The 19795-nt window shown below is 44.6% G+C and carries 21 protein-coding genes and 1 rRNA gene; 17 read left to right on the top strand and 5 right to left on the bottom strand.

Annotated elements, in window-relative coordinates; translation table 11 throughout:
* Positions 1 to 76 (top strand): 5S ribosomal RNA (rrf, locus tag EV690_RS18805); the annotation flags it as partial.
* Between the two features lie 584 nt (positions 77 to 660).
* On the opposite strand, the gene suhB is transcribed toward rrf, so the two are convergent.
* Positions 661 to 1461, bottom strand: coding sequence for an inositol-1-monophosphatase (suhB, locus tag EV690_RS11320; RefSeq protein ID WP_131913105.1), 801 nt, complete (start codon positions 1459 to 1461; stop codon positions 661 to 663).
* A gap of 214 nt (positions 1462 to 1675) precedes the next feature.
* Here suhB and trmJ point away from each other — a divergent pair, with 214 nt between their 5' ends.
* The 11 genes from trmJ (at position 1676) to ndk (ending at position 9837) form a co-directional block, all read left to right on the top strand.
* Complete coding sequence (gene trmJ / locus EV690_RS11315; RefSeq protein ID WP_131913104.1) at positions 1676 to 2425, top strand: tRNA (cytosine(32)/uridine(32)-2'-O)-methyltransferase TrmJ; 750 nt, start codon at positions 1676 to 1678, stop codon at positions 2423 to 2425.
* 77 nt (positions 2426 to 2502) lie between these two features.
* Positions 2503 to 2985 carry a Fe-S cluster assembly transcriptional regulator IscR gene (gene iscR / locus EV690_RS11310; protein ID WP_131913103.1) on the top strand — a complete coding sequence of 161 codons (483 nt, stop codon included), beginning with the start codon at positions 2503 to 2505 and terminating at the stop codon, positions 2983 to 2985.
* 44 nt (positions 2986 to 3029) lie between these two features.
* Positions 3030 to 4244, top strand: a complete 1215-nt coding sequence (locus EV690_RS11305) for an IscS subfamily cysteine desulfurase (protein ID WP_131913102.1) — start codon at positions 3030 to 3032, stop codon at positions 4242 to 4244.
* A 32-nt stretch (positions 4245 to 4276) separates the two neighbouring features.
* Entirely contained in the window at positions 4277 to 4657 is a 381-nt protein-coding gene (iscU, locus tag EV690_RS11300; RefSeq protein ID WP_131913101.1) for a Fe-S cluster assembly scaffold IscU, read from the top strand.
* Positions 4658 to 4684: 27 nt separating this feature from the next.
* Positions 4685 to 5008: an iron-sulfur cluster assembly protein IscA gene (iscA, locus tag EV690_RS11295; protein WP_131913100.1), complete on the top strand. Its 324-nt coding sequence runs from the start codon at positions 4685 to 4687 to the stop codon at positions 5006 to 5008.
* A 35-nt stretch (positions 5009 to 5043) separates the two neighbouring features.
* Positions 5044 to 5562 carry a co-chaperone HscB gene (gene hscB / locus EV690_RS11290; RefSeq protein WP_131913099.1) on the top strand — a complete coding sequence of 173 codons (519 nt, stop codon included), beginning with the start codon at positions 5044 to 5046 and terminating at the stop codon, positions 5560 to 5562.
* A 6-nt stretch (positions 5563 to 5568) separates the two neighbouring features.
* Positions 5569 to 7422 carry a Fe-S protein assembly chaperone HscA gene (gene hscA / locus EV690_RS11285; RefSeq protein WP_131913098.1) on the top strand — a complete coding sequence of 618 codons (1854 nt, stop codon included), beginning with the start codon at positions 5569 to 5571 and terminating at the stop codon, positions 7420 to 7422.
* 6 nt (positions 7423 to 7428) lie between these two features.
* Positions 7429 to 7767 carry an ISC system 2Fe-2S type ferredoxin gene (gene fdx / locus EV690_RS11280; protein ID WP_131913097.1) on the top strand — a complete coding sequence of 113 codons (339 nt, stop codon included), beginning with the start codon at positions 7429 to 7431 and terminating at the stop codon, positions 7765 to 7767.
* Between the two features lie 21 nt (positions 7768 to 7788).
* The gene (iscX, locus tag EV690_RS11275; protein ID WP_207907522.1) at positions 7789 to 7989 is read left to right on the top strand and encodes a Fe-S cluster assembly protein IscX; all 201 of its coding nucleotides are present in this window, start codon (positions 7789 to 7791) and stop codon (positions 7987 to 7989) included.
* A 49-nt stretch (positions 7990 to 8038) separates the two neighbouring features.
* A complete protein-coding gene (gene pepB / locus EV690_RS11270) occupies positions 8039 to 9334 on the top strand; it encodes an aminopeptidase PepB (RefSeq protein WP_131913096.1) in 1296 nt (431 codons plus the stop codon).
* 80 nt (positions 9335 to 9414) lie between these two features.
* Positions 9415 to 9837, top strand: a complete 423-nt coding sequence (ndk, locus tag EV690_RS11265; RefSeq protein WP_131913095.1) for a nucleoside-diphosphate kinase — start codon at positions 9415 to 9417, stop codon at positions 9835 to 9837.
* Positions 9838 to 10033: 196 nt separating this feature from the next.
* On the opposite strand, the gene EV690_RS11260 is transcribed toward ndk, so the two are convergent.
* Complete coding sequence (locus EV690_RS11260) at positions 10034 to 10459, bottom strand: iron-containing alcohol dehydrogenase (RefSeq protein ID WP_165872739.1); 426 nt, start codon at positions 10457 to 10459, stop codon at positions 10034 to 10036.
* 141 nt (positions 10460 to 10600) lie between these two features.
* Entirely contained in the window at positions 10601 to 11434 is an 834-nt protein-coding gene (locus EV690_RS11255; RefSeq protein WP_131913094.1) for a helix-turn-helix domain-containing protein, read from the bottom strand.
* A gap of 279 nt (positions 11435 to 11713) precedes the next feature.
* Between EV690_RS11255 and rhaB the strand changes: the two genes are divergently transcribed.
* From rhaB to rhaM, 5 genes are all read left to right on the top strand, one after another.
* The gene (rhaB, locus tag EV690_RS11250) at positions 11714 to 13201 is read left to right on the top strand and encodes a rhamnulokinase (protein ID WP_165872738.1); all 1488 of its coding nucleotides are present in this window, start codon (positions 11714 to 11716) and stop codon (positions 13199 to 13201) included.
* Complete coding sequence (locus EV690_RS11245) at positions 13198 to 14457, top strand: L-rhamnose isomerase (protein WP_131913093.1); 1260 nt, start codon at positions 13198 to 13200, stop codon at positions 14455 to 14457. Before rhaB ends, EV690_RS11245 begins: the two co-directional genes overlap by 4 nt.
* A 2-nt stretch (positions 14458 to 14459) precedes the next feature.
* Positions 14460 to 15287, top strand: coding sequence for a rhamnulose-1-phosphate aldolase (rhaD, locus tag EV690_RS11240; RefSeq protein ID WP_131913092.1), 828 nt, complete (start codon positions 14460 to 14462; stop codon positions 15285 to 15287).
* 70 nt (positions 15288 to 15357) lie between these two features.
* Positions 15358 to 16392 (top strand): L-rhamnose/proton symporter RhaT, encoded by a 1035-nt coding sequence (gene rhaT, locus EV690_RS11235; RefSeq protein ID WP_207907521.1) that lies wholly within the window; start codon positions 15358 to 15360, stop codon positions 16390 to 16392.
* 10 nt (positions 16393 to 16402) lie between these two features.
* On the top strand, positions 16403 to 16717 hold the full coding sequence (rhaM, locus tag EV690_RS11230) for an L-rhamnose mutarotase (RefSeq protein WP_131913090.1): 315 nt from the start codon (positions 16403 to 16405) through the stop codon (positions 16715 to 16717).
* Between the two features lie 349 nt (positions 16718 to 17066).
* Here rhaM and cobO read toward each other — a convergent pair whose 3' ends face one another.
* Positions 17067 to 17666: a cob(I)yrinic acid a,c-diamide adenosyltransferase gene (gene cobO / locus EV690_RS11225; protein ID WP_131913089.1), complete on the bottom strand. Its 600-nt coding sequence runs from the start codon at positions 17664 to 17666 to the stop codon at positions 17067 to 17069.
* Positions 17654 to 19783, bottom strand: a complete 2130-nt coding sequence (locus tag EV690_RS11220; RefSeq protein WP_131913088.1) for a nitrilase-related carbon-nitrogen hydrolase — start codon at positions 19781 to 19783, stop codon at positions 17654 to 17656. Before EV690_RS11220 ends, cobO begins: the two co-directional genes overlap by 13 nt.
* Positions 19784 to 19795 lie beyond the last annotated feature (12 nt).

Raw genomic sequence — 19795 nt, 5'->3', positions numbered from 1 at the left:
CGAACTCAGACGTGAAACGCAACAGCGCCGATGATAGTGTGGGGTTTCCCCATGTGAAAGTAGGTCACTGCCAGGCTTCGAATTGAGCCCCATCCGTTGGATGGGGCTTTTTTTATGGGTGGGATTTTGTCCCTGCCCCGGATTGCTGTGGATTGACGGGGCACTGCCATGCCCGTTGTTTCCTTGAGCCCATCTTCCGGGGCTCGTTCAGCGCTCTCTTATTGTTCAAGGTATGCTTTATACCCGAATCGCTTGAAGCTTGAAATAACACCTTAGGAGTCCTGACTGGTTCCTCTTGGATTCGATGGCTGACACGTTCTGTTTTGGGGAGGGGATGTCGGTGATTGTTCCAATTCACTTTTTATTGTGATTGCGCACTCAGCTAAATTTGTATCCACTATCTAATTGCTTTTGGTCCCATGACCTTAGACTATTCAGTGGAGCGTAATGGAAAATCCTGGAACAGATGAAGTGGCACTTAGAGCTTGGCAACACCTGTTATTGACGCGGATACACGTTATCGAGTGGCAGTATGTATTGATAATGTCATCCAATATAGCCGAGCTATACAATGGAGATAAACAGCGTACTCATTAAGCTGAAGGGGCTGGTATCCGGTTTGAATGAAACAGCCTTCAGGGAAGAAGGCTGAAGAATTTATTATTTCATTGAATCACTCAGATGTGGTCTGAGTTTAGATAGTATCTCTTTGAGGACTTTTGGATTTGCTGTAACAATGTTACCGGTTTTGTAAAAGTTATAACCTCCAGCAACATCAGTAACCAGTGCCCCTGCTTCCCTGACAATCAGTTCACCTGCCGCTAAATCCCAAGGTTTTAACCCTAATTCAAAGTAGCCATCCAAACGACCAGCGGCAACATAAGCTAGATCAAGCGCCGCGGATCCGGCTCTGCGAATGTCACCACAGTCTTCAAACACGTCATGAAGCATGGCAAAGTAAGTTTCGGTGAGATGTTTTTGTTTAAATGGTAAGCCAGTAGCAATCACTGCACCTTCTAAATCACGTAATTTAGTGACGCGTAGACGATAGCCATTTAACTGGGCGCCTTGGCCACGGCTGGCTGTAAATAATTCGTTTGATAATGGATCATAAATGACTGCATGTTCTGTTTTACCTTTTACTTGCAGAGCAACAGAAACAGCAAAATGAGGGATGCCTTTGATGAAGTTGGTTGTGCCATCAAGTGGATCGATAACCCATTGGAAATCACTATTGGCACCTTGAGTAATACCACTTTCTTCGGCAACAATTCCATGCTCGGGGTATGACTTTTGAATCGTTTCTATGATTGTACGTTCAGCAGCCTTATCGATATTTGTGACATAATCGTTGGCTCCTTTACTTTGAGTTTCAACTTGATCCAAGTTTTCATAAGCTTTGGCAATAATATTCCCAGCATTTCGCGCAGCGCGAATGCCTATATTGAGCATAGGATGCATTTCAATCCACCGAATTAATAAAGAACGTTTTATGACGGCGCAGATTATAGGCAAAGCAGGGCATTGAAGCAAGGTGAAATAAGATCTATTCGGGATCCTTGCTGATTTTACTCCTCATTAATATTTTTATAGCACATCGCCCTGAGACGATTAACCGTTAAAGTTAGTCTATGTGCTGTGCTATCATAAGGGCGTTTTAAATAGGAGACTGATAATGCTCGATAATGTACGTGTGGTGATGGTCGGAACCAGTCACAGCGGTAATATCGGTTCGGCAGCACGTGCGATGAAAACCATGGGATTTTCTCAGTTGGTTTTAGTTGCTCCCGGAACTGAAATCGACGGTAAATCAACAGCTTTGGCTGCTGGAGCCTCAGATGTTTTAGCAAATGTACAGATCTTTGACACGCTTGAAGAGGCGATTGCTCCGTGTGAATTGGTCATTGGAACGAGTGCGCGCAGCCGCACATTGGAGTTGCCACTATTAAATGCTCGTCAGTCAGCACAACGAGTCGTGCAAGAAGGGCAGCATGCGCAGGTTGCTATGGTCTTTGGCCGGGAGCGAACTGGTTTAACTAACGATGAGCTTAAACATTGCCATTTTCATGTTAATGTAGCAACTAATCCTGAGTATAGCTCGTTGAATCTGGCTATGGCTGTTCAGATCCTCTGTTATGAAGTCCGCATGGCTCATCTTGATAATAAAATGCCATCTATGCCGGAAGTTGATTATCCGCAAAGCCAAGATGTAGAAAATTTTTATACTCATCTTGAAAAAACGTTATTTCAGATTGGTTTTATCGTGCCAAACCACCCTGGCAAAGTGATGGATAAATTGCGGCGTATGTTTAACCGGATCCGCATGGAACAGAATGAGTTAAATACCATGCGTGGTATTCTATCGGCAATGGAGCGCACAGCTCGTGGTGAGACGATTTTCCCCGATAAAAATAAACTTGAGTAAAATACTCAGGTAAATACTTGACCCATTCACTGGGGTATGTGATTATTATTGCAAGTTCATGCAAGGGATAATCAATTATGCGTTTAACATCAAAAGGTCGTTACGCAGTGACCGCCATGTTGGATGTCGCCATCCATGCCGATCAAGGTCCAGTTCCCTTGGCGGATATTTCTGAACGCCAGGGGATATCGCTGTCTTATCTTGAACAGCTGTTTTCTCGGTTGCGAAAACAGGGATTAGTCTCTAGTGTTCGTGGCCCCGGTGGCGGCTATAAACTCGGGTTAGATGCTAATAAAATTGCAGTTAGTATGGTGATTCATGCGGTTGATGAATCACTCGATGCGACGCGTTGTCAGGGCAAAGGTGGTTGTCAGGATGGAGAGCGTTGTTTGACCCATTCCTTATGGGAAAATCTAAGTAAACGAATTGCTCACTTTTTAGATGGTATCACACTAGGTGAGTTAGTCAGCGAACAAGCACGAGAGCAGTCCTCTTCCACTCAATGCCTGAATGGTTCGAAAATGGCAGATAGCTCGCTGAACATCGACGTAAGATTATAAAGCATCGCACATAAGCGATCGCATTAAGTGCTTTGGAGAAGAAAATGAAATTTCCGATTTATTTCGATTATTCAGCAACTTCACCTGTTGATAATCGGGTGGCTGAAAAAATGATGGGATATTTAACCACTGATGGTGTGTTTGGTAACCCAGCTTCACGGTCACATCGATTTGGTTGGCAGGCAGAAGAAGCTGTTGATATTGCACGTAACCAAATTGCTGATTTAATTGGTGCCGATCCTCGCGAGATTGTTTTTACCTCCGGCGCTACTGAATCAGACAATCTTGCGATTAAAGGTGCTGCGCATTTTTACTCAAAAAAAGGTAAACATGTCATTACCTGTAAAACCGAACATAAAGCAGTATTAGATACCTGCCGTCATTTGGAACGTGAAGGTTATGAAGTGACCTATTTGGATCCAATGGAAAATGGCTTAATTGATTTAGATTTGCTCAAAGAAACAATGCGTGATGACACCGTTTTGGTTTCTATTATGCACGTCAATAACGAAATTGGGGTGATTCAAGATATCAAGCAAATCGGTCAGATGTGCCGTGAACGCAAGATTGTTTTCCATGTCGATGGTGCTCAAAGTGCGGGTAAAATTGATATTGATGTAAACGATCTAAATATCGACTTATTATCGCTTTCTGCTCATAAAATGTATGGTCCGAAAGGGATTGGTGCTTTGTATGTTCGCCGTAAACCGCGTGTCCGTCTAGAAGCTCAGATGCATGGTGGTGGTCATGAGCGAGGCATGCGTAGTGGTACTTTGCCAACTCATCAAATTGTAGGGATGGGAGAAGCTGCACGTATTGCCAAAGAAGAACTGGTTGAAGAATCGGCTCGTATTTTGAGTTTGCGTAATCGTTTCTGGGAAGGGATTAAAGATATCGAAGAGGTTTATGTCAACGGTGATCTTGAACATCGCGTCCCTGGTAATTTTAATGTCAGCTTTAATTATGTTGAAGGTGAATCGCTGATGATGGCGCTGAAAGACCTCGCTGTTTCATCTGGTTCAGCTTGTACTTCAGCAAGTTTGGAACCATCTTATGTGCTAAGAGCACTTGGCCGTAATGATGAACTAGCGCATAGTTCAATTCGATTTTCGTTTGGTCGTTTTACCACTGAAGAAGAGATTGATTATGCCGTCGATATTATTCATAAAGCGATTGGTCGGTTGCGTGAGATGTCACCACTTTGGGATATGTTCCAAGCTGGTGTCGATTTAGAACAGGTCGCTTGGGCTGAACATTAATCATAGATACGCGGTAGATTTGGAGAGAGAATATGGCTTACAGTGAAAAAGTAATTGATCATTATGAGAACCCGCGTAATGTCGGGGCCTTTGAAGGCGATGATAACTCTATTGGTACTGGTATGGTGGGAGCTCCAGCATGCGGTGATGTGATGCGCCTGCAACTTAAAGTTGGGCAAAATGGTGTTATTGAAGATGCGCGTTTCAAAACCTATGGCTGTGGAAGTGCGATCGCTTCAAGCTCATTGGTCACTGAATGGGTGAAAGGTAAGACGCTAGATGAAGCATCCGAAATTAAAAATACCAAAATTGCTGAAGAGCTTGCTTTGCCTCCGGTTAAAATCCATTGTTCGATTTTAGCTGAAGATGCTATTAAAGCAGCGATTGCCGATTACAAAAAGAAAAATGCATAGTAGTTTTTAGAAGTTGAAGGAGCGGGTATGGCTATTACAGTGACAGAGGCTGCGGCCAACCACATCGGAAACTATCTGCAAAATCGAGGTAAGGGTCTAGGAATTCGTCTGGGAGTGAAAACTTCCGGGTGTTCTGGAATGGCTTATGTGCTCGAATTTGTGGATGAGCTCTCTGATGATGATCAGGTTTTTCCGAGTCATGGCGTCAAAGTTGTGGTTGATGAGAAAAGCTTGGTTTACCTCGATGGAACTGAGCTTGATTTCGTTAAACATGGTTTAAACGAGGGGTTTGAATTTAAAAACCCTAATATTAAAGATGAATGTGGCTGTGGTGAGAGTTTTAACGTTTAACCACTATTGCTATGGTTCATTACCGGGATTTTGTTATGAGTTATTTTGATCTTTTCTCGCTTACCCCCGGTTTTGCTATTGATAAAAGCGCGCTTTCAGCGCGTTTTCGTCAACTGCAAAGTCAATATCATCCAGATAATTTTGCTGGTGCTGATGACAAGTCACAAGCGCAAGCATTACAAAAGGCATCAGAAATTAATGATGCTTACCAAACACTTTTGCATCCACAAAAGCGGGCACAATATATGTTGAAGTTGGTGGATGTTGATATCGCCGATGAACAACAGACCATGCAGGATATTGATTTCCTCATGTTACAGATGTCTTTAAGAGAAGAACTTGAAGGCATTAAAAATAGTGATGACCCAGAGGCGGCCATCGATGCTTTTGCCAGTAAACTCAAAGCGGCTCAGGAGCAACTGGAAGAAGCGTTTGTTTTATACTATCAGCAAGGTGACTATGAACCCGCCGCTGATAGTGTGCGTAAAATGAAATTCTATCTACGATTGATGCAGCAATTGCGTCAAGTAGAAGACAACCTTCTTGATTTATAGGTTATTATGGCATTACTTCAGATAGCGGAACCAGGTCAGGCCGCCGCTCCTCATCAACATAAACTTGCCGTAGGTATTGATTTAGGAACAACCAACTCGCTGGTTGCAACTGTCCGTAGTGGTAAAGCTGATACTTTAAATGATGAACTCAATCGGGCTATTTTGCCTTCGGTTGTACAGTATCAAAAAGATTATATTTCGGTTGGATTTGCGGCCCGGGATCGGGCTGTAGATGATGCTGCGAATACCATTGTGTCGGTTAAACGGCTGTTAGGAAAAAGTATTCATGAATTTGATTCTAATCAGTTTCCGTATCAATTTGATTTAACCCGTGATGTGCCAACGATTGCCACCGAACAAGGGTTTGTAAACCCAGTTCAGGTTTCATCTGAGATTCTTAAAGTGCTGGCTGAACGGGCAAAGAGTTCGCTCGGTGGCGAACTTGATGGTGTGGTTATTACCGTTCCTGCTTATTTTGATGATGCGCAGCGTCAAGGTACCAAAGATGCTGCTCAATTAGCAGGACTGCATGTGTTGCGGTTGCTAAATGAACCGACAGCAGCAGCTATCGCCTATGGTTTAGATAGCCAAGAAGAAGGTGTGATTGCTGTTTATGATTTAGGTGGTGGTACCTTTGATATATCAATTTTACGGCTAAGTCGAGGTGTGTTCGAAGTCTTAGCGACTGGTGGAGATTCTGCTCTTGGCGGTGATGATTTTGATGCCGTGATTGTGGATTGGATCTGTCAGCAAGCTGGTATTGAAGATCTTCGTGCAACGGGTCTGCGCCGTGAACTTCAACGTTTAGCTACTCAGGCAAAAATTGAACTCTCCAGTGAACAGAGTACTTCGTTAACGCTTGCTTTTGACGATTGGCAGTGGCAGGGCGAGCTGAGTCGGGAGCAATTTGAGCAGCTGATTGCTCCTTGGGTTAAGCGAACCATTACGGCTTGTCGGAGAGCTGTTCGTGATGCCGATATCGAAGTTGCTGAAATCACTGATGTCGTTATGGTTGGAGGTTCGACTCGAGTTCCGTTTGTGCGAAGTCGAGTTGCCGATTATTTTGGTAAAGAGCCATTAACTAGTATCGATCCTGATCGGGTCGTTGCCCTAGGCGCAGCACTGCAGGCAGATATTTTAGTTGGCAATAAACGCGACAGTGATCTGCTGCTTTTAGATGTGATTCCATTATCGCTTGGCATTGAAACGATGGGTGGTTTAGTTGAGAAAATTATTCCTCGGAATACCACTATTCCAGTTGCTCGCGCTCAAGAATTTACCACCTTCAAAGATGGTCAGAGCGCGATGGCTATCCATGTTATGCAGGGGGAGCGCGAGTTAGTTGATGCTTGTCGATCATTAGGGCGTTTTACATTAACGGACATTCCGCCTATGGCTGCAGGGGCAGCTCATATTCGGGTGACATTCCAAGTGGATGCTGATGGGTTGTTATCAGTGAGTGCTATGGAGAAAACAACCGGTGTCAATGCTTCCATTCAGGTAAAACCTTCGTATGGGTTAGCGGATGATCAAATCGCCACTATGCTCAAAGATTCAATTAACCACGCGCAGAGTGATATTGATGCCCGAATGCTCAAAGAGCAACAAGTTGAGGCGGCTCGCATTTTAGAGAATATGCAGTCAGCATTAGATGCAGATGGCAACCTTCTTAACGATAATGAGCGACAGGCAATTGATAGCGCTATGGCAGCGGTTGCCGCAAGCGCCCAGGGCAATGATACCAAAGCCATTGAAGAGGCTATTGAACAGCTAGATCATGCCTCGGCTGATTTCGCTGCGAAGCGAATGGATCATTCGATTCGCCAGGCCCTTAAGGGGCAAAACATTGATAGGATTTAATTGAACATGCCAAAAGTTATTTTTCTTCCTCATGAAGATTTATGCCCAGAAGGGGCTATTGTAGAAGCAAAATCCGGCGAAACTATTCTGGATGTGGCGCTTCAATGTGGTATTGGCATTGAGCATGCCTGTGAAAAATCATGTGCCTGCACAACTTGCCATGTCATTGTCCGGGAAGGATTTGATTCGCTTGATGAGAGTGATGAACTTGAAGATGATATGCTTGATAAGGCATGGGGGCTTGAAAGTGAATCACGCTTAGGCTGTCAGGCAGTGATTAAAGATGAAGATTTGGTGGTTGAGATCCCCCGTTATACAGTTAATCAGGTATCAGAAAACCATTAATATTAGGTACAGGAGGATTTGATGCAGTTGAAATGGACTGATGTTCAAGATATTGCGATTGAATTAGCTGAAACGTATCCTGAGCAAAACCCATTGCAGGTTCGCTTTACTGATTTACATGATTGGATTTGTCAGCTTGAAGAGTTTGATGATGATCCGCAACGTAGTAATGAACAAATTTTAGAAGCAATTCAGCAAGCCTGGATTGATGAAATTGATTAAATTTTAAGAAGCCACAGTTAATGTGGCTTTTTCACATTAGGGAATCGTTATGTCACAAATGTACGTATCACTTTCTTTTCAAGAGGCTCCTTCAAAATGGGGTGAAGGGGCGAAATTATCATTTACAAGTGATGGTGCAATTATTCACTTGGTCAATCAGAACCAAGATGAACAACTACGCACCGTGCAACAAATGGCGCGTAAATTAAGTAGTCAAGGGATCAATGGTATTCAATTGGCCGGTGGTTCTTGGGATTTAGAGTTATGTTGGGCGTTTGAGCAAGGTTACTATAATGCTAAACAGTCGGGTAATGTTGATTATCCTGAGCTCATTGAAACCGAACAAAGTGAGTTTTTATCTCGACAAAAAGCGATAAATTGGGCTCGCCAGATCATTAACCAAGGGCCTGCTGAGCTCTATCCTCAGCGTTTATGTGAGCAAGCCAGTGAACTGCTTCAATCGATTGCACCAGAACATGTGACTTATCAGATTATTTCTGGTGAAGAGTTAGTGAAAAATAACTATGTTGGGATTTATGCAGTCGGTCGTGGGAGTGATAAAGCCCCTGCAATGTTACAGCTTGATTATAACCCGACTAGCAATGCCAATGAGCCTGTTGCGGTGGCGTTAGTGGGGAAAGGCATCACTTTTGACTCGGGCGGTTATAGCTTAAAACCAAGTTCAGGCATGGAGACGATGAAAAGCGATATGGGGGGCGCTGCAACGTTGACTGCAGCATTAGCACTGGCGATGAGTCGCGGATTAAAAAAACGGGTCAAACTATTTTTATGTTGTGCTGAAAACCTCGTATCAGGTAACGCTTTCAAATTAGGAGATGTGTTAACTTATCGCAATGGTAAGCGTGTCGAAATTTTAAATACCGATGCCGAAGGGCGTTTGGTTTTGGCTGATGGATTGTTGTGTGCCAGTGAAACGAAAGCCCCATTAATTATTGATGCGGCGACACTAACTGGTGCTGCTAAAGTTGCGGTTGGCCGCGATTTTAATGCAGTGCTTGGACTTGACCAAGAATTAGTGCATAGTGCTTTGAATGCCGCTAAAGCAGAACATGAGTTAGCTTGGGCGTTGCCGCTTGAACCTTGGCATAAAGAGCGACTGACTTCTGGATTTGCCGATATTGCGAATGTTCATTCAGGGGATGGAAATCCAGGTGCTAGCACAGCAGCTGCATTTTTATCTCATTTTGTTGAGAATCCTGAAAAAGGTTGGGTTCATTTCGATTTATCAGGCTCTTATCAAAAATCAGCAAGCGATCTTTGGGCTGCTGGTGCCAAAGGTCATGGTATTCGTACAATTAGCCATTTATTAGCCGAACAGGCATAATTACCGCGTTATTCAAGTGGCCGCAGAGCCACTTACTCATCATTTACGATTTATTCTACATTGGTCTGAAGGAAGTGATTATGGTTCGAGAACGTACTTTTTCAATCATCAAGCCAGATGCAGTTAAGCAAGCTCATATAGGTGCTATCTATCATCAAATTGAGTCTGCAGGTTTGAGAATTGTTGCTGCTAAGATGCTGCATTTGTCGAAAGCGCAGGCCGAAGGTTTTTATGGTGAGCATGAGGGCAAGCCCTTTTACGATGCCCTTATTGAGTTTATGACTCAAGGACCGATTATGGTGCAGGTTCTTGAAGGGGAAAATGCCATTGAGGTTTACCGTAACCTTATGGGGGCGACTGATCCCAGTCAAGCGGAGGCAGGGACCTTGCGTGCCAACTATGGCTCTGGAATGCCGGCAAATGCAACCCATGGGTCGGATTCCGCTGAAGCAGTATCTCGTGAGATCGCTTTTTTCTTCAGTGATGATGAAATTATTGGCTAAACGAAGCTTATCTGTTATGAAAACCGCCGCATTTTTATGCGGCGGTTTTTATTTAGCGGGCCTGCAGGTGAATGGCTTTAACCTGTTCGGCAGTGACACTACGAGGTGCGGTGCCGCCACATGGGGCAGGGCAGCCCGTGCTGGCTCAATTCAGCGGGCGATATCCGCATCGAGCAGCTTGCACTTCTTGGTTAATTCACCGTAACAGAATCGCATTACAGACCCCACGAGGCAAATTATGGGGTTTACTAGGTTGGTGTGCTGGTGAAGTGCCAGTAGACTCATAGGATTCAATAGTATGGGTCAGTGCATCCATTCCGGTAGCTGTCGTAACATTGGCCGGAAGTCCGGTCAACAGCGTTGGATAGTTAACGGCGATATCTGGAATAATGGCTGTATCGATAATCATTATTTTCACCTGATGACACGTATCGGTGATCATCGCGCTGCTGGTGACTTCTGCAGCTGTTCCTGATGTTATACTGATGCAGGTTAGCAGCGGATCTACTTTTTCGACCTTGCCAATACCTTCTAAGTCGTAAACTGGTTTGTCGGGATTCGCGACCAGAGCCGCTTCAGTGACAATCTCGCTCGGTGAGCGCCGCAAGTGCGTCGGTACCACTCAGGCTTATCTGTGGTAAACAAAGTGCAAAAGCCATTTTAAATACCCTCATTAGGATGAAATAATTTTATACCATGATAATTGTGAGATTATTATTGACCTTAATAAATAAGTCAGACTAATTGTATAATTGGCAAAAAATTAAAGACGCTGAAATTTTTTACGATATTGCATCGGGGTATTGTTAAATAATTGATGGAATTTATTTGAAAAATAGTTGCTGTCATTAAACCCGCATTGGTAAGCAATATCAGTAATACTGATTTGAGAATTTTTTAATAATTTAGATGATTGGCAAAGACGAATTCTATTTAAATAATGATTGGGTGTTAAACCTACGATTTCCTGCATTTTTCTATTTAATGTTCGTAGTGATATCTGATATTTATCGCAAAGTTTTTCCCAATCGATTCTTTTTGAAAATTGCTCATTTAATTCATTCAAGAGCATCATTATGGAATGATTTGATTCTACCATCGCATAATCTGGAGTGTGATGGACTCGCCAGAATAAAATAGCCAGTTGCGATAATAAGTTCTCAATCATTACATTGCCATAATGATCGGGGGCTTGTTTTTCTTGATTAATTTGCCCCAAGATTTGTTCCGAGCGCTGGATCACGTTTTCTGGTACCAATAACTGTCCAATCGGTGAACGGCAGGATTCTGAGAGAATATTCAACAATGGATGATGATTGAAGCGCTCTGGATTTAAGATCACATTTACCAAACATAATTGGTCCATATGAGTAAAGCAGTGATGTAGCTGAGGGTTGTCGATAAAGAAGACACTTCCTCTGCTAATCGGTGTTGCTTCTCCCTCTTTGACATGGATTGCACAGCCTGATTTAACGAGCACTAATTCATAAAAATCATGACTATGTTCCGGGAATGGGATCTGTGGATTTCGGGGCAATATATTAATGATTTTATTAGAATCCAGAAAATCATCACAGCTTAGATGCTGGTTAATCATGTGAATTACCTCCGATAAAAATGACTTGTAACCATTATATTCTATTTTAATAAAGTCAAATAAAATGGAATTAATCTGTGATAATTATCACTTAGTTTTAAAATAATTGTTAAGTTTAAAAAATAAATTGGTGATTGAATTCACAAAAAATAGAAAATTAAAAGAGTTCTTAGATTTTTCGCCATTTCTTAACAAGTGGTGGCCATATTAACAAGGATTTAATTCATCCCGCTAAGTTAATTTAGATAACACATCATATGGGTTATCAGGGAATTAATTATGTATCAAGTGGTCGCCATTGATTTAGGGGCAACCAGTGGGCGGGTTATGTTGGCTTGCTTTGAGTCTGCTACACAACAATTGACGCTGCAACAGGTCCATCGGTTTGCTAATCAGCTGGTGGAGCGAGGTGGTCAATTATGTTGGGACATTGAACACTTAGAAGATGAAATATTTACCGCACTCAACATGTTAGTCGCTAAAGGGGAATTAATTAACTCAATTGGTATTGATTCGTGGGGAGTAGATTTTGTTTGTTTGGATAAGCATGGTAATCGATTAGGTGAAGCGGTTTCTTATCGTGATGATCGCACTCAGACCATTAGCCGGAAACTGTGCGATAAATTGGGCTTTGATCGGCTTTACCGACAAACCGGTATCCAGTTTCAGCCATTTAATACGCTGTTTCAACTCAGTGCGCTGACTCAAGCAGTTCCATCCTGGTTGGATGATGTTGACAAGATATTGATGATTCCCGACTACTTTCATTACCGTTTAACCGGACAGTTCCACTGGGATTATACCAATGCTACGACGACCGGTATGTTGGGTTGTCGCGATGGCAACTGGCAGGCGGCATTAGTACAGGCTGCGGGAGCATCGGCCTCATGGTTTGGTCAACCTGTTAAACCGGGCACAAAAATAGGTGACTGGCAGGCGAATGGGTCGCAACGCATTGCTGTTATGGCTTCTCCAACCCATGATACGGCAGCGGCTATTGCGGCGGCACCGCTGATGAGTGATTCGACTGCCTATATCAGTTCCGGTACTTGGTCGTTAATCGGCATTGAGTCAGAACAACCACTGACCAATCCGGTGGCTAAGGGAGCCAATTTAACTAATGAAGGCGGAGCCAATGGCCGTTTCCGAGTGCTGAAAAATGTTATGGGGATGTGGCTGATTGAGGGCATTTTGAAGCACTTTCCAGAGCTGGATATCTGTCAGCTGTGCGAGTTGGCTGCACAAAAAACTGGATTTATCAGCCTCGTCAATCCCAACGATAGCTGTTTTATTCATCCTGACTCAATGGTAGCTGCAATTCAGAACTACTGTCAGCAAACTGGTCAGCGCGTTCCTCAGTCTCCCGGCGCATTGGTTCGCTGTGTATTGGATAGCCTAGCACTAAGTTATCGGCAGTGCCTAGGACAGCTTGAAAAGGCCAGTGGTCAGCCATTAACTGAAATTCGTATTGTGGGTGGTGGTTCGCAGAACCAGTTACTCAATCAACTCTGTGCAGACATCTGCCAGCGGCCTGTTCTAACTGGACCTGTGGAAGCTTCTGCATTGGGGAATGTCGGCTATCAGCTGATCGGCCTTGGCGCTATTACTGATGGCCAGGCGCTGCGGCAGATCATTGCGCACAGTTTCTCTGAACACTCCTTTTCTCCCCGGCCGAATGCTGAACTCGCTGCCGCTATCCAGCGGTTCAATCAATTGGATTTGTTGCCGGTAAACCATAGCCAATCTCAAATTAAGGAATATGTATGAATACTCAGATCGAAAATGCCTACGCATTAGCCAAAGAGCGCTATGGCGAACTTGGTATCGATGTCGAAAATGCACTGGCTGCCTTTCGCCAGATCCCTGTTTCGATGCACTGCTGGCAGGGCGATGATGTGGTCGGCTTTGAGCAAGGAGCTGGTTCTTTAAGCGGGGGGATTCAGACAACGGGTAATTATCCGGGTAAAGCGCGTAGTGCTACTGAATTGCGTCAGGATCTTGATTTTGCCATGGGGCTGATTCCCGGAGCTAAGCGGCTCAATCTGCATGCAATCTATCTAGAAGCGGATAAGCCCATTGCCCGTGATCAGATCCAGCCTGAGCACTTTAGAGGTTGGGTTGGCTGGGCTAAAACCAATCAGGTTGGTTTGGATTTTAATCCAACTTGCTTCTCTCATCCACAAAGTGAAGATGGTTTTACCCTCTCTCATCAGGATGACAAGATCCGTCAGTTTTGGATCGATCACTGCAAAGCGTGTCGCCATATCTCTGCCTATTTTGGTGAATCTTTGGGAACCGCTTCCGTGATGAATATCTGGGTTCCTGATGGGATGAAAGATCTTCCGGTTGACCGGCTCTCCCCCCGGCGTCGGTTGATGGAGTCACTCGATGAAATCATCGCAGAGAAGATCGATGAACGTTACCACCTCGATGCAGTAGAAAGTAAGTTATTCGGTGTTGGTTTGGAATCTTACACTGTTGGTTCTAATGAGTTTTATCTCGGTTATGCCGCCAGTCGTGACATTGTGTTGTGTTTGGATGCTGGCCATTTTCATCCGACTGAGGTGATTAGCGACAAGATTTCAGCCGCTTCATTATATGTTCGCCGCATGCTACTGCATGTTAGTCGTCCGGTGCGTTGGGACAGCGATCATGTCGTTCTGCTGGATGATGAAACCCAGGCCATTGCTCATGAGATCGTCCGTAATGGTTTGTTGGACCGAGTGCATATTGGACTGGACTTTTTCGATGCCTCGATTAATCGCGTTGCAGCCTGGGCAATTGGTACCCGTAATATGAAAAAAGCGCTGCTCAAAGCATTGCTCGAACCGACTGAGCAACTGCGTCAAATGGAAACTAGCGGTGATTACACTGGTCGACTGGCAATGATGGAAGAAGCGAAGAGCCTGCCTTGGCAAGCGGTATGGGACTACGCCTGTGCCATAGAAGGGGTGCCAGTGAGCAGCTATTGGCTCAATGATGTCCGCCAGTATGAGCTGCAAATTTTAGAACAACGGGGTTAATCATGAGCGAGCAATTAAATATGAGTGAAGCGCCGTTTATCCAGGCGATGTGTAAAGCAACCCAGGATGCATGGCTGAAAGGATGGGATGAGCGCAACGGCGGCAATATCAGCCTGTTAGTGGATGATGAAGCGCTAGCGCCTTACCTCAACCAGCTCAGTGGAAAGCGTCAGTTAGCGCTGCCTGAAGCAATGCCCGAGCTGGCTAATCGTTATGTGCTGGTGACCGGATCTGGAAAATATTTCCGTAATGTCACACTTGAGCCTGAGGTCAATTTGGGACTGCTTCGTATCTCTGACGATGGTAGCCATTATCAAATCCTATGGGGCTTAGAAGGTGATTCAGTCCCTACTTCAGAAATTTCAGCACACTTTCTTTCGCATGTTTCACGGCTTAAAGCCAGTGGTGGCAAGAATCGGGTGATTATGCATTGTCATGCAACGAATCTGATTGCATTGACCTATGTTGTCGAGCCGGATTCTGCAGTGATGACCCGAACTTTATGGGAAGGTTCGACTGAATGTCTGGTGGTTTTCCCTGAAGGAGTTGCGTTATTGCCTTGGTTAGTTCCTGGTACCGATGCGATTGGTCAGGCGACTGCCGAAATGATGCTAAATCATCAACTGGTGTTATGGCCATTCCACGGAGTGTTTGGCAGTGGTCAGACACTTGATGAAGCATTCGGGTTGATTGATACGGCTGAGAAATCTGCTGAGGTGATGGTGAAGGTGCGATCGATGGGGGGGGCGCGCCAGAGTATTAGCCGGGAGCAGTTTATCGCGTTGGCAGAGCGGTTTGGGGTCACGGCCAATCCTCAAGCGTTGTACTAAGTAAAAAGCAATAAAACAACAGGACGGGAATGATTCGTCCATAACGATAACAACATAAAGGCTGACTATTATGACATCAATTATCTCTGGGATCGGCTGGCATACTGTAGGTGCTGCTTCGGCTGCTTCCTTCTATGCGCCAATCAGTAAAGTAAAGCAATGGTCATGGGAAACCACCTGGGCGGTGGCTGGTTTGTTCTCATGGATTTTATTACCTTGGATTGTCACTTGGTTTTTGGTTCCCGACTTTGCCAGTTTTTATGGCAGTATCGCCGGCAAAGCTTATCTGGCGATGTTTATGTTTGGCGCAATGTGGGGGATTGGAAACGTTAATTATGGTTTAACGATGCGCTATCTAGGGATGTCGTTAGGGATTGGTATTGCTATTGGCGTGACTTTGGTGGTTGGTACCCTGTTGCCGGTCATCGTCAATGGTACCTTTATGCATCTGATTACCACTAAAAGCGGTCAAATCACCATGTTGGGGATTATTATCGCATTGGTTGGGATCGCAGTCGTCACCTATGCGGGTCATCAGAAAGAGAAAATTCTGGGAAAAACTGCTGAAGAGTTTAATCTGAAAAAAGGTCTGATTCTGGCGATTTTCTGTGGGATCTTTTCTGCCGGCTTTGCCTTTGGTCTGAATGCTGCCGAGCCAATTAAAGAAGCATCGCTACATATTGGGATCAATCCACTGTACGCCATGCTGCCCAGTTACGGCATTATTATGGGGGGCGGTGCACTGATTAATTTTGCTTATTGCATTATCCGTTTGGCAATTAAACCTGAGTTGTCTATTCGCAATGATATGTCATTTCCGGTCAAAAGTTTGCTGATTAATGGCATTTTGGCGGCTACCGGCGGCATCATGTGGTACCTGCAATTCTTTTTCTATGCTTGGGGCGAAGCCAGTATTCCGCAGAATCTTTCTTTTGTGAACTGGATGCTGCATATGAGTATCTATGTCCTATGTGGTGGTTTAGTTGGTCTGGCACTGGCTGAGTGGAAAGGTGTTGGTTCCCGTCCAGTACGAATTCTGTGTTTAGGGATGGTTGTTATTGTCGTTGCTGCCAATGTCGTTGGTTTGGGTATGGCGGCTAACTAAGGAGTCGATAATGATTTGTAAAGCATCTGTGATGCAGCTAAAGCCTGATAGCCATGAAGAATATCGTCGTCGACATGATGCTATCTGGCCTGATATGGTCGAACAGTTAAAAGCGCATGGAGCACACCATTACAGTATTTTTCTCAATGAAAAAACCAGTGAATTGTTTGCTTATGTAGAGATTGAAGATGAACAGCGTTGGGCTGCAATGGCTGATACTGAGGTATGTCGACGCTGGTGGGCGATGATGTGCGATATTATGCCCAGTCATGCGGATAACAGTCCGATAGCCTGTGATTTGACTCAGGTTTTTTATCTGGACTGATAAAGACAAAGGTAATAATTGTAAAGCCGGGATTCTCTCCCTGCTTTACTTTTTGGTGCTTCAGGTATCACCACCAACCAGAGTTGTAATGGTTCGTCTTGCTGTCAGTTGGGTGAGTTACTGATAAACACTCGCGGTTCGTTTCAATAAACTATTGGGAGTGCAGTGGTTCGGAAAGCTCGGACAAGACTAACTCGAGTAGCATTTTTACCCACTGATGATTGGTCTGGGCATTTTGATTGCATCGATTAAGGGCACGTATGCATTTATCAGTGAGAGATTGGCGATAAAATCCAAGCCCTCCATAAGGGCTTAATTGATGTGTATCGAATGACAGTCATGTGGTCGACTACCAGTCAATTCCTTTGCGGGCTTTCAGACCATTGTCAAAGGCATGTTTACGCGACTGAATTTCACTCACTGTATCAGCCATATCAATTAAACGGCGGTGTGCACCACGACCGGTGATTATCACGGACATGGATTCGGGGCGCTGCTCGATTGCTGTAATCACCTCATTAAGATCCAGATAGTGATAGCTAATCATGTAAGTCAGTTCATCGAGTAATACGACGTCAATACTCGGATCGGCAAGCATCTGCTTGGCTTGTTGCCAGATCGTTTGGGCACTCGCTTGATCAGCCTCTTTATTTTGCGTTTCCCAGGTAAAACCGGTTGCCATGACCGCAAATTTAACCCCATGCATGCTTAATAGATCACGTTCACCGCATTCCCAGTTTCCTTTGATAAACTGTACAACAGCAGCCTTCTGGCCATGGCCTACGGCTCGGGCAATCGTGCCAAAGCCGGAGGTAGATTTACCTTTGCCATTTCCGGTCAGAACAATGAGTAAGCCGCGTTCTTGTTGCGCTTGACGAATTCGTTCATCAACTTGCATTTTTAGCTTTTGCTGGCGTTTTTGGTGCCGCTCATTGTCTATTTGGGACATTTTGCATGCTCAGCTTGAATTTGCTGCTCTTTTATATATTCCCACATCTGTGCGAGTGGCTCTGCAAAGCTGGCGTTGAGCAATGGAAAGCGATGAAATGTTTTGGGATCCAAGGAAATTTGTTCGACGTGAAAGCCTGCACGAGTACCATAACGCTTCCATGGATTACGACAAAACAGTTGGAACCAGCGTTCAATAAACTGGCCTAGTTTCTCTAAGCTATAGATTTCACCATGACCTTGCATGAGCAAATCGATCAAAATGCTTTTAGGCCACATCTGCCGCACCAGATAGCTTTGCATGATGCTGTCACAGATAATATATGGCATCAGATCTTCTTCATCGGTTTGTTCAACTGGACGCAATTCGGCTGTTGGCTGCTGAGCATTAATCAATCCCATTGCTGGGATCGTTAACCGATGGAATCCATGATGACCTTCAACAGGGAGTCCTTGTTTTTCTAGCCAATGGTTTATTTTACGAATTCTGGTTTTTGATAAGCCTGAAACAACCGATAATACACCTGAGGTATCGCCATCCATGGTCGCATAGCCTAATGCTGATTCCGACAGGTTGGAGGTCGCAATCAGCAGTTTATTTTCTCGATTGGCCAGCATCCATACTCCTGGACTGCGACTACGTGCCTGAATATTTTGCAGTGCAATATCATCGTTGTCCCAGTTAAGGGGCTGTTTGGGATAAATCTGATTGACCAAATGGATGTAGTCATCCACAATTTTTTGAACATTCCAGTGCACATATGTTGCACCAATATTTTCCGAGACGCCTTGGGCCGCATTAAAGGTGATGTCTGAGCTATTGTCTGTGCCCTGATATAGGCATATTAATACTTTTGGCATGACATACTGTTTAAGCCAATGACCATAATCCCCCATCTCTTCGCCGTATTCTGGTATTGCCTGATGCCAAAGTTGTGGCAATGCCAGACGATAGTCTTTGGCGCCCAACTGATGCAGAGCTAAATAATGGGACAGATAGACAAGGGTGGCAGCAAGACCTGAATCAGCACCGCCTGACATGCTGACAATATAACCATGGGTGTGGGTTCTTAACATCCAGTCCCATAAACCATTGGCAATGGCATAGCAAATCTCAGCATGAATTCGATCATCATCGCTGAGCTCATCCCAAAATTCATTGAGTAAATCGTTGGCTATCGCAGGTTGGAGCGCCTGTTCCCAACGTGGCGTCTGAGTGGTCAGCGTGTAGGGGAGGTTAATTTCAAGCTCTTCTTTAAATCCCCCGATCGTTTCGCTGGAAGTGATTCGAGTGACTCGGTTTGCACTAATGTTCACAATTGCGTGGTTTAACAAGACATCTTTACAGTTAAAGCGATCACCATAAGAGACCATTCGCCCTTCGGATGCGATCATACAACCAGCATCAAAGATGCTAGTGCCATTTTCAGTGCCGTTGAGATTAGCGTATGCATAAGCAACCCCAAATGCGCGCGATCCTTCGAGGATAAACTGTTCTCGAACATCAAACTTACCTGAAGCGAAATGCGATGCACTAGGATTAAGAATAATATCAACATTGCGTTGATACAGATCGCGCCCGGGTCGGTTACTAATCCAAGAGTCTTCACAGGTTTCAAAACCAATTCGTACACCTTGGCAATCCACCACAAGGTCGCCCATTGGAACGTGATAGTGTGGATGTTCAATCACTCGGCTTCGAGGCCAAGCTTCAAACCAGCGCGGTTCATAATGAAGACCATTGCGTGCGAGGAACTGTTTACAAACAAAGCCTTGTAGTCCATCGGCGCTGATAATTGCTGAGGCGTTATAAACCTGGCCTCCTGGATACAGTAGGGGTAACCCAATTGAAACCACCATGGGTGAATGATCTTTACCGAGCTCAGCTGTAGCCTGAATGACCTTATTCAGCGCATCGGCTGTTGCTTCGTGAAATTCTTGGAACGTGAAGTTATCTTCACACCCATAGCCGGTCAACGCTAACTCCGGCATTAATAAGATGTTGGCCCCATTTTTAAAGGCTTGTTCGATTGCTTGGGTAACACGTTTAACATTGCCACTAAAATCAAATGGCAACTGGCGAAGTGAAGCGGTGGTTATTGTTAGGTAATCTGCCATATAAAGCTCCTA

The sequence above is a fragment of the Celerinatantimonas diazotrophica genome, assembly GCF_004339545.1.
Lineage (GTDB): Bacteria > Pseudomonadota > Gammaproteobacteria > Enterobacterales > Celerinatantimonadaceae > Celerinatantimonas > Celerinatantimonas diazotrophica.
Note: the sequence above shows the minus strand (reverse complement) of the source record. Positions and strands in the feature narration are given on the sequence as shown.

Coding starts and splice junctions, on each gene's coding strand:
- rhaM (WP_131913090.1), top strand. CDS start 16,403: ATGATTTGTAAAGCATCTGTGATGCAGCTAAAGCCTGATAGCCATGAA.
- EV690_RS11220 (WP_131913088.1), bottom strand. CDS start 19,783: ATGGCAGATTACCTAACAATAACCACCGCTTCACTTCGCCAGTTGCCA.
- EV690_RS11305 (WP_131913102.1), top strand. CDS start 3,030: ATGAAATTTCCGATTTATTTCGATTATTCAGCAACTTCACCTGTTGAT.
- pepB (WP_131913096.1), top strand. CDS start 8,039: ATGTCACAAATGTACGTATCACTTTCTTTTCAAGAGGCTCCTTCAAAA.
- fdx (WP_131913097.1), top strand. CDS start 7,429: ATGCCAAAAGTTATTTTTCTTCCTCATGAAGATTTATGCCCAGAAGGG.
- EV690_RS11255 (WP_131913094.1), bottom strand. CDS start 11,434: ATGATTAACCAGCATCTAAGCTGTGATGATTTTCTGGATTCTAATAAA.
- rhaD (WP_131913092.1), top strand. CDS start 14,460: ATGAGCGAGCAATTAAATATGAGTGAAGCGCCGTTTATCCAGGCGATG.
- rhaB (WP_165872738.1), top strand. CDS start 11,714: ATGTATCAAGTGGTCGCCATTGATTTAGGGGCAACCAGTGGGCGGGTT.
- hscA (WP_131913098.1), top strand. CDS start 5,569: ATGGCATTACTTCAGATAGCGGAACCAGGTCAGGCCGCCGCTCCTCAT.
- EV690_RS11245 (WP_131913093.1), top strand. CDS start 13,198: ATGAATACTCAGATCGAAAATGCCTACGCATTAGCCAAAGAGCGCTAT.
- suhB (WP_131913105.1), bottom strand. CDS start 1,461: ATGCATCCTATGCTCAATATAGGCATTCGCGCTGCGCGAAATGCTGGG.
- iscR (WP_131913103.1), top strand. CDS start 2,503: ATGCGTTTAACATCAAAAGGTCGTTACGCAGTGACCGCCATGTTGGAT.
- ndk (WP_131913095.1), top strand. CDS start 9,415: ATGGTTCGAGAACGTACTTTTTCAATCATCAAGCCAGATGCAGTTAAG.
- hscB (WP_131913099.1), top strand. CDS start 5,044: ATGAGTTATTTTGATCTTTTCTCGCTTACCCCCGGTTTTGCTATTGAT.
- iscX (WP_207907522.1), top strand. CDS start 7,789: ATGCAGTTGAAATGGACTGATGTTCAAGATATTGCGATTGAATTAGCT.
- trmJ (WP_131913104.1), top strand. CDS start 1,676: ATGCTCGATAATGTACGTGTGGTGATGGTCGGAACCAGTCACAGCGGT.
- iscA (WP_131913100.1), top strand. CDS start 4,685: ATGGCTATTACAGTGACAGAGGCTGCGGCCAACCACATCGGAAACTAT.
- rhaT (WP_207907521.1), top strand. CDS start 15,358: ATGACATCAATTATCTCTGGGATCGGCTGGCATACTGTAGGTGCTGCT.
- cobO (WP_131913089.1), bottom strand. CDS start 17,666: ATGTCCCAAATAGACAATGAGCGGCACCAAAAACGCCAGCAAAAGCTA.
- iscU (WP_131913101.1), top strand. CDS start 4,277: ATGGCTTACAGTGAAAAAGTAATTGATCATTATGAGAACCCGCGTAAT.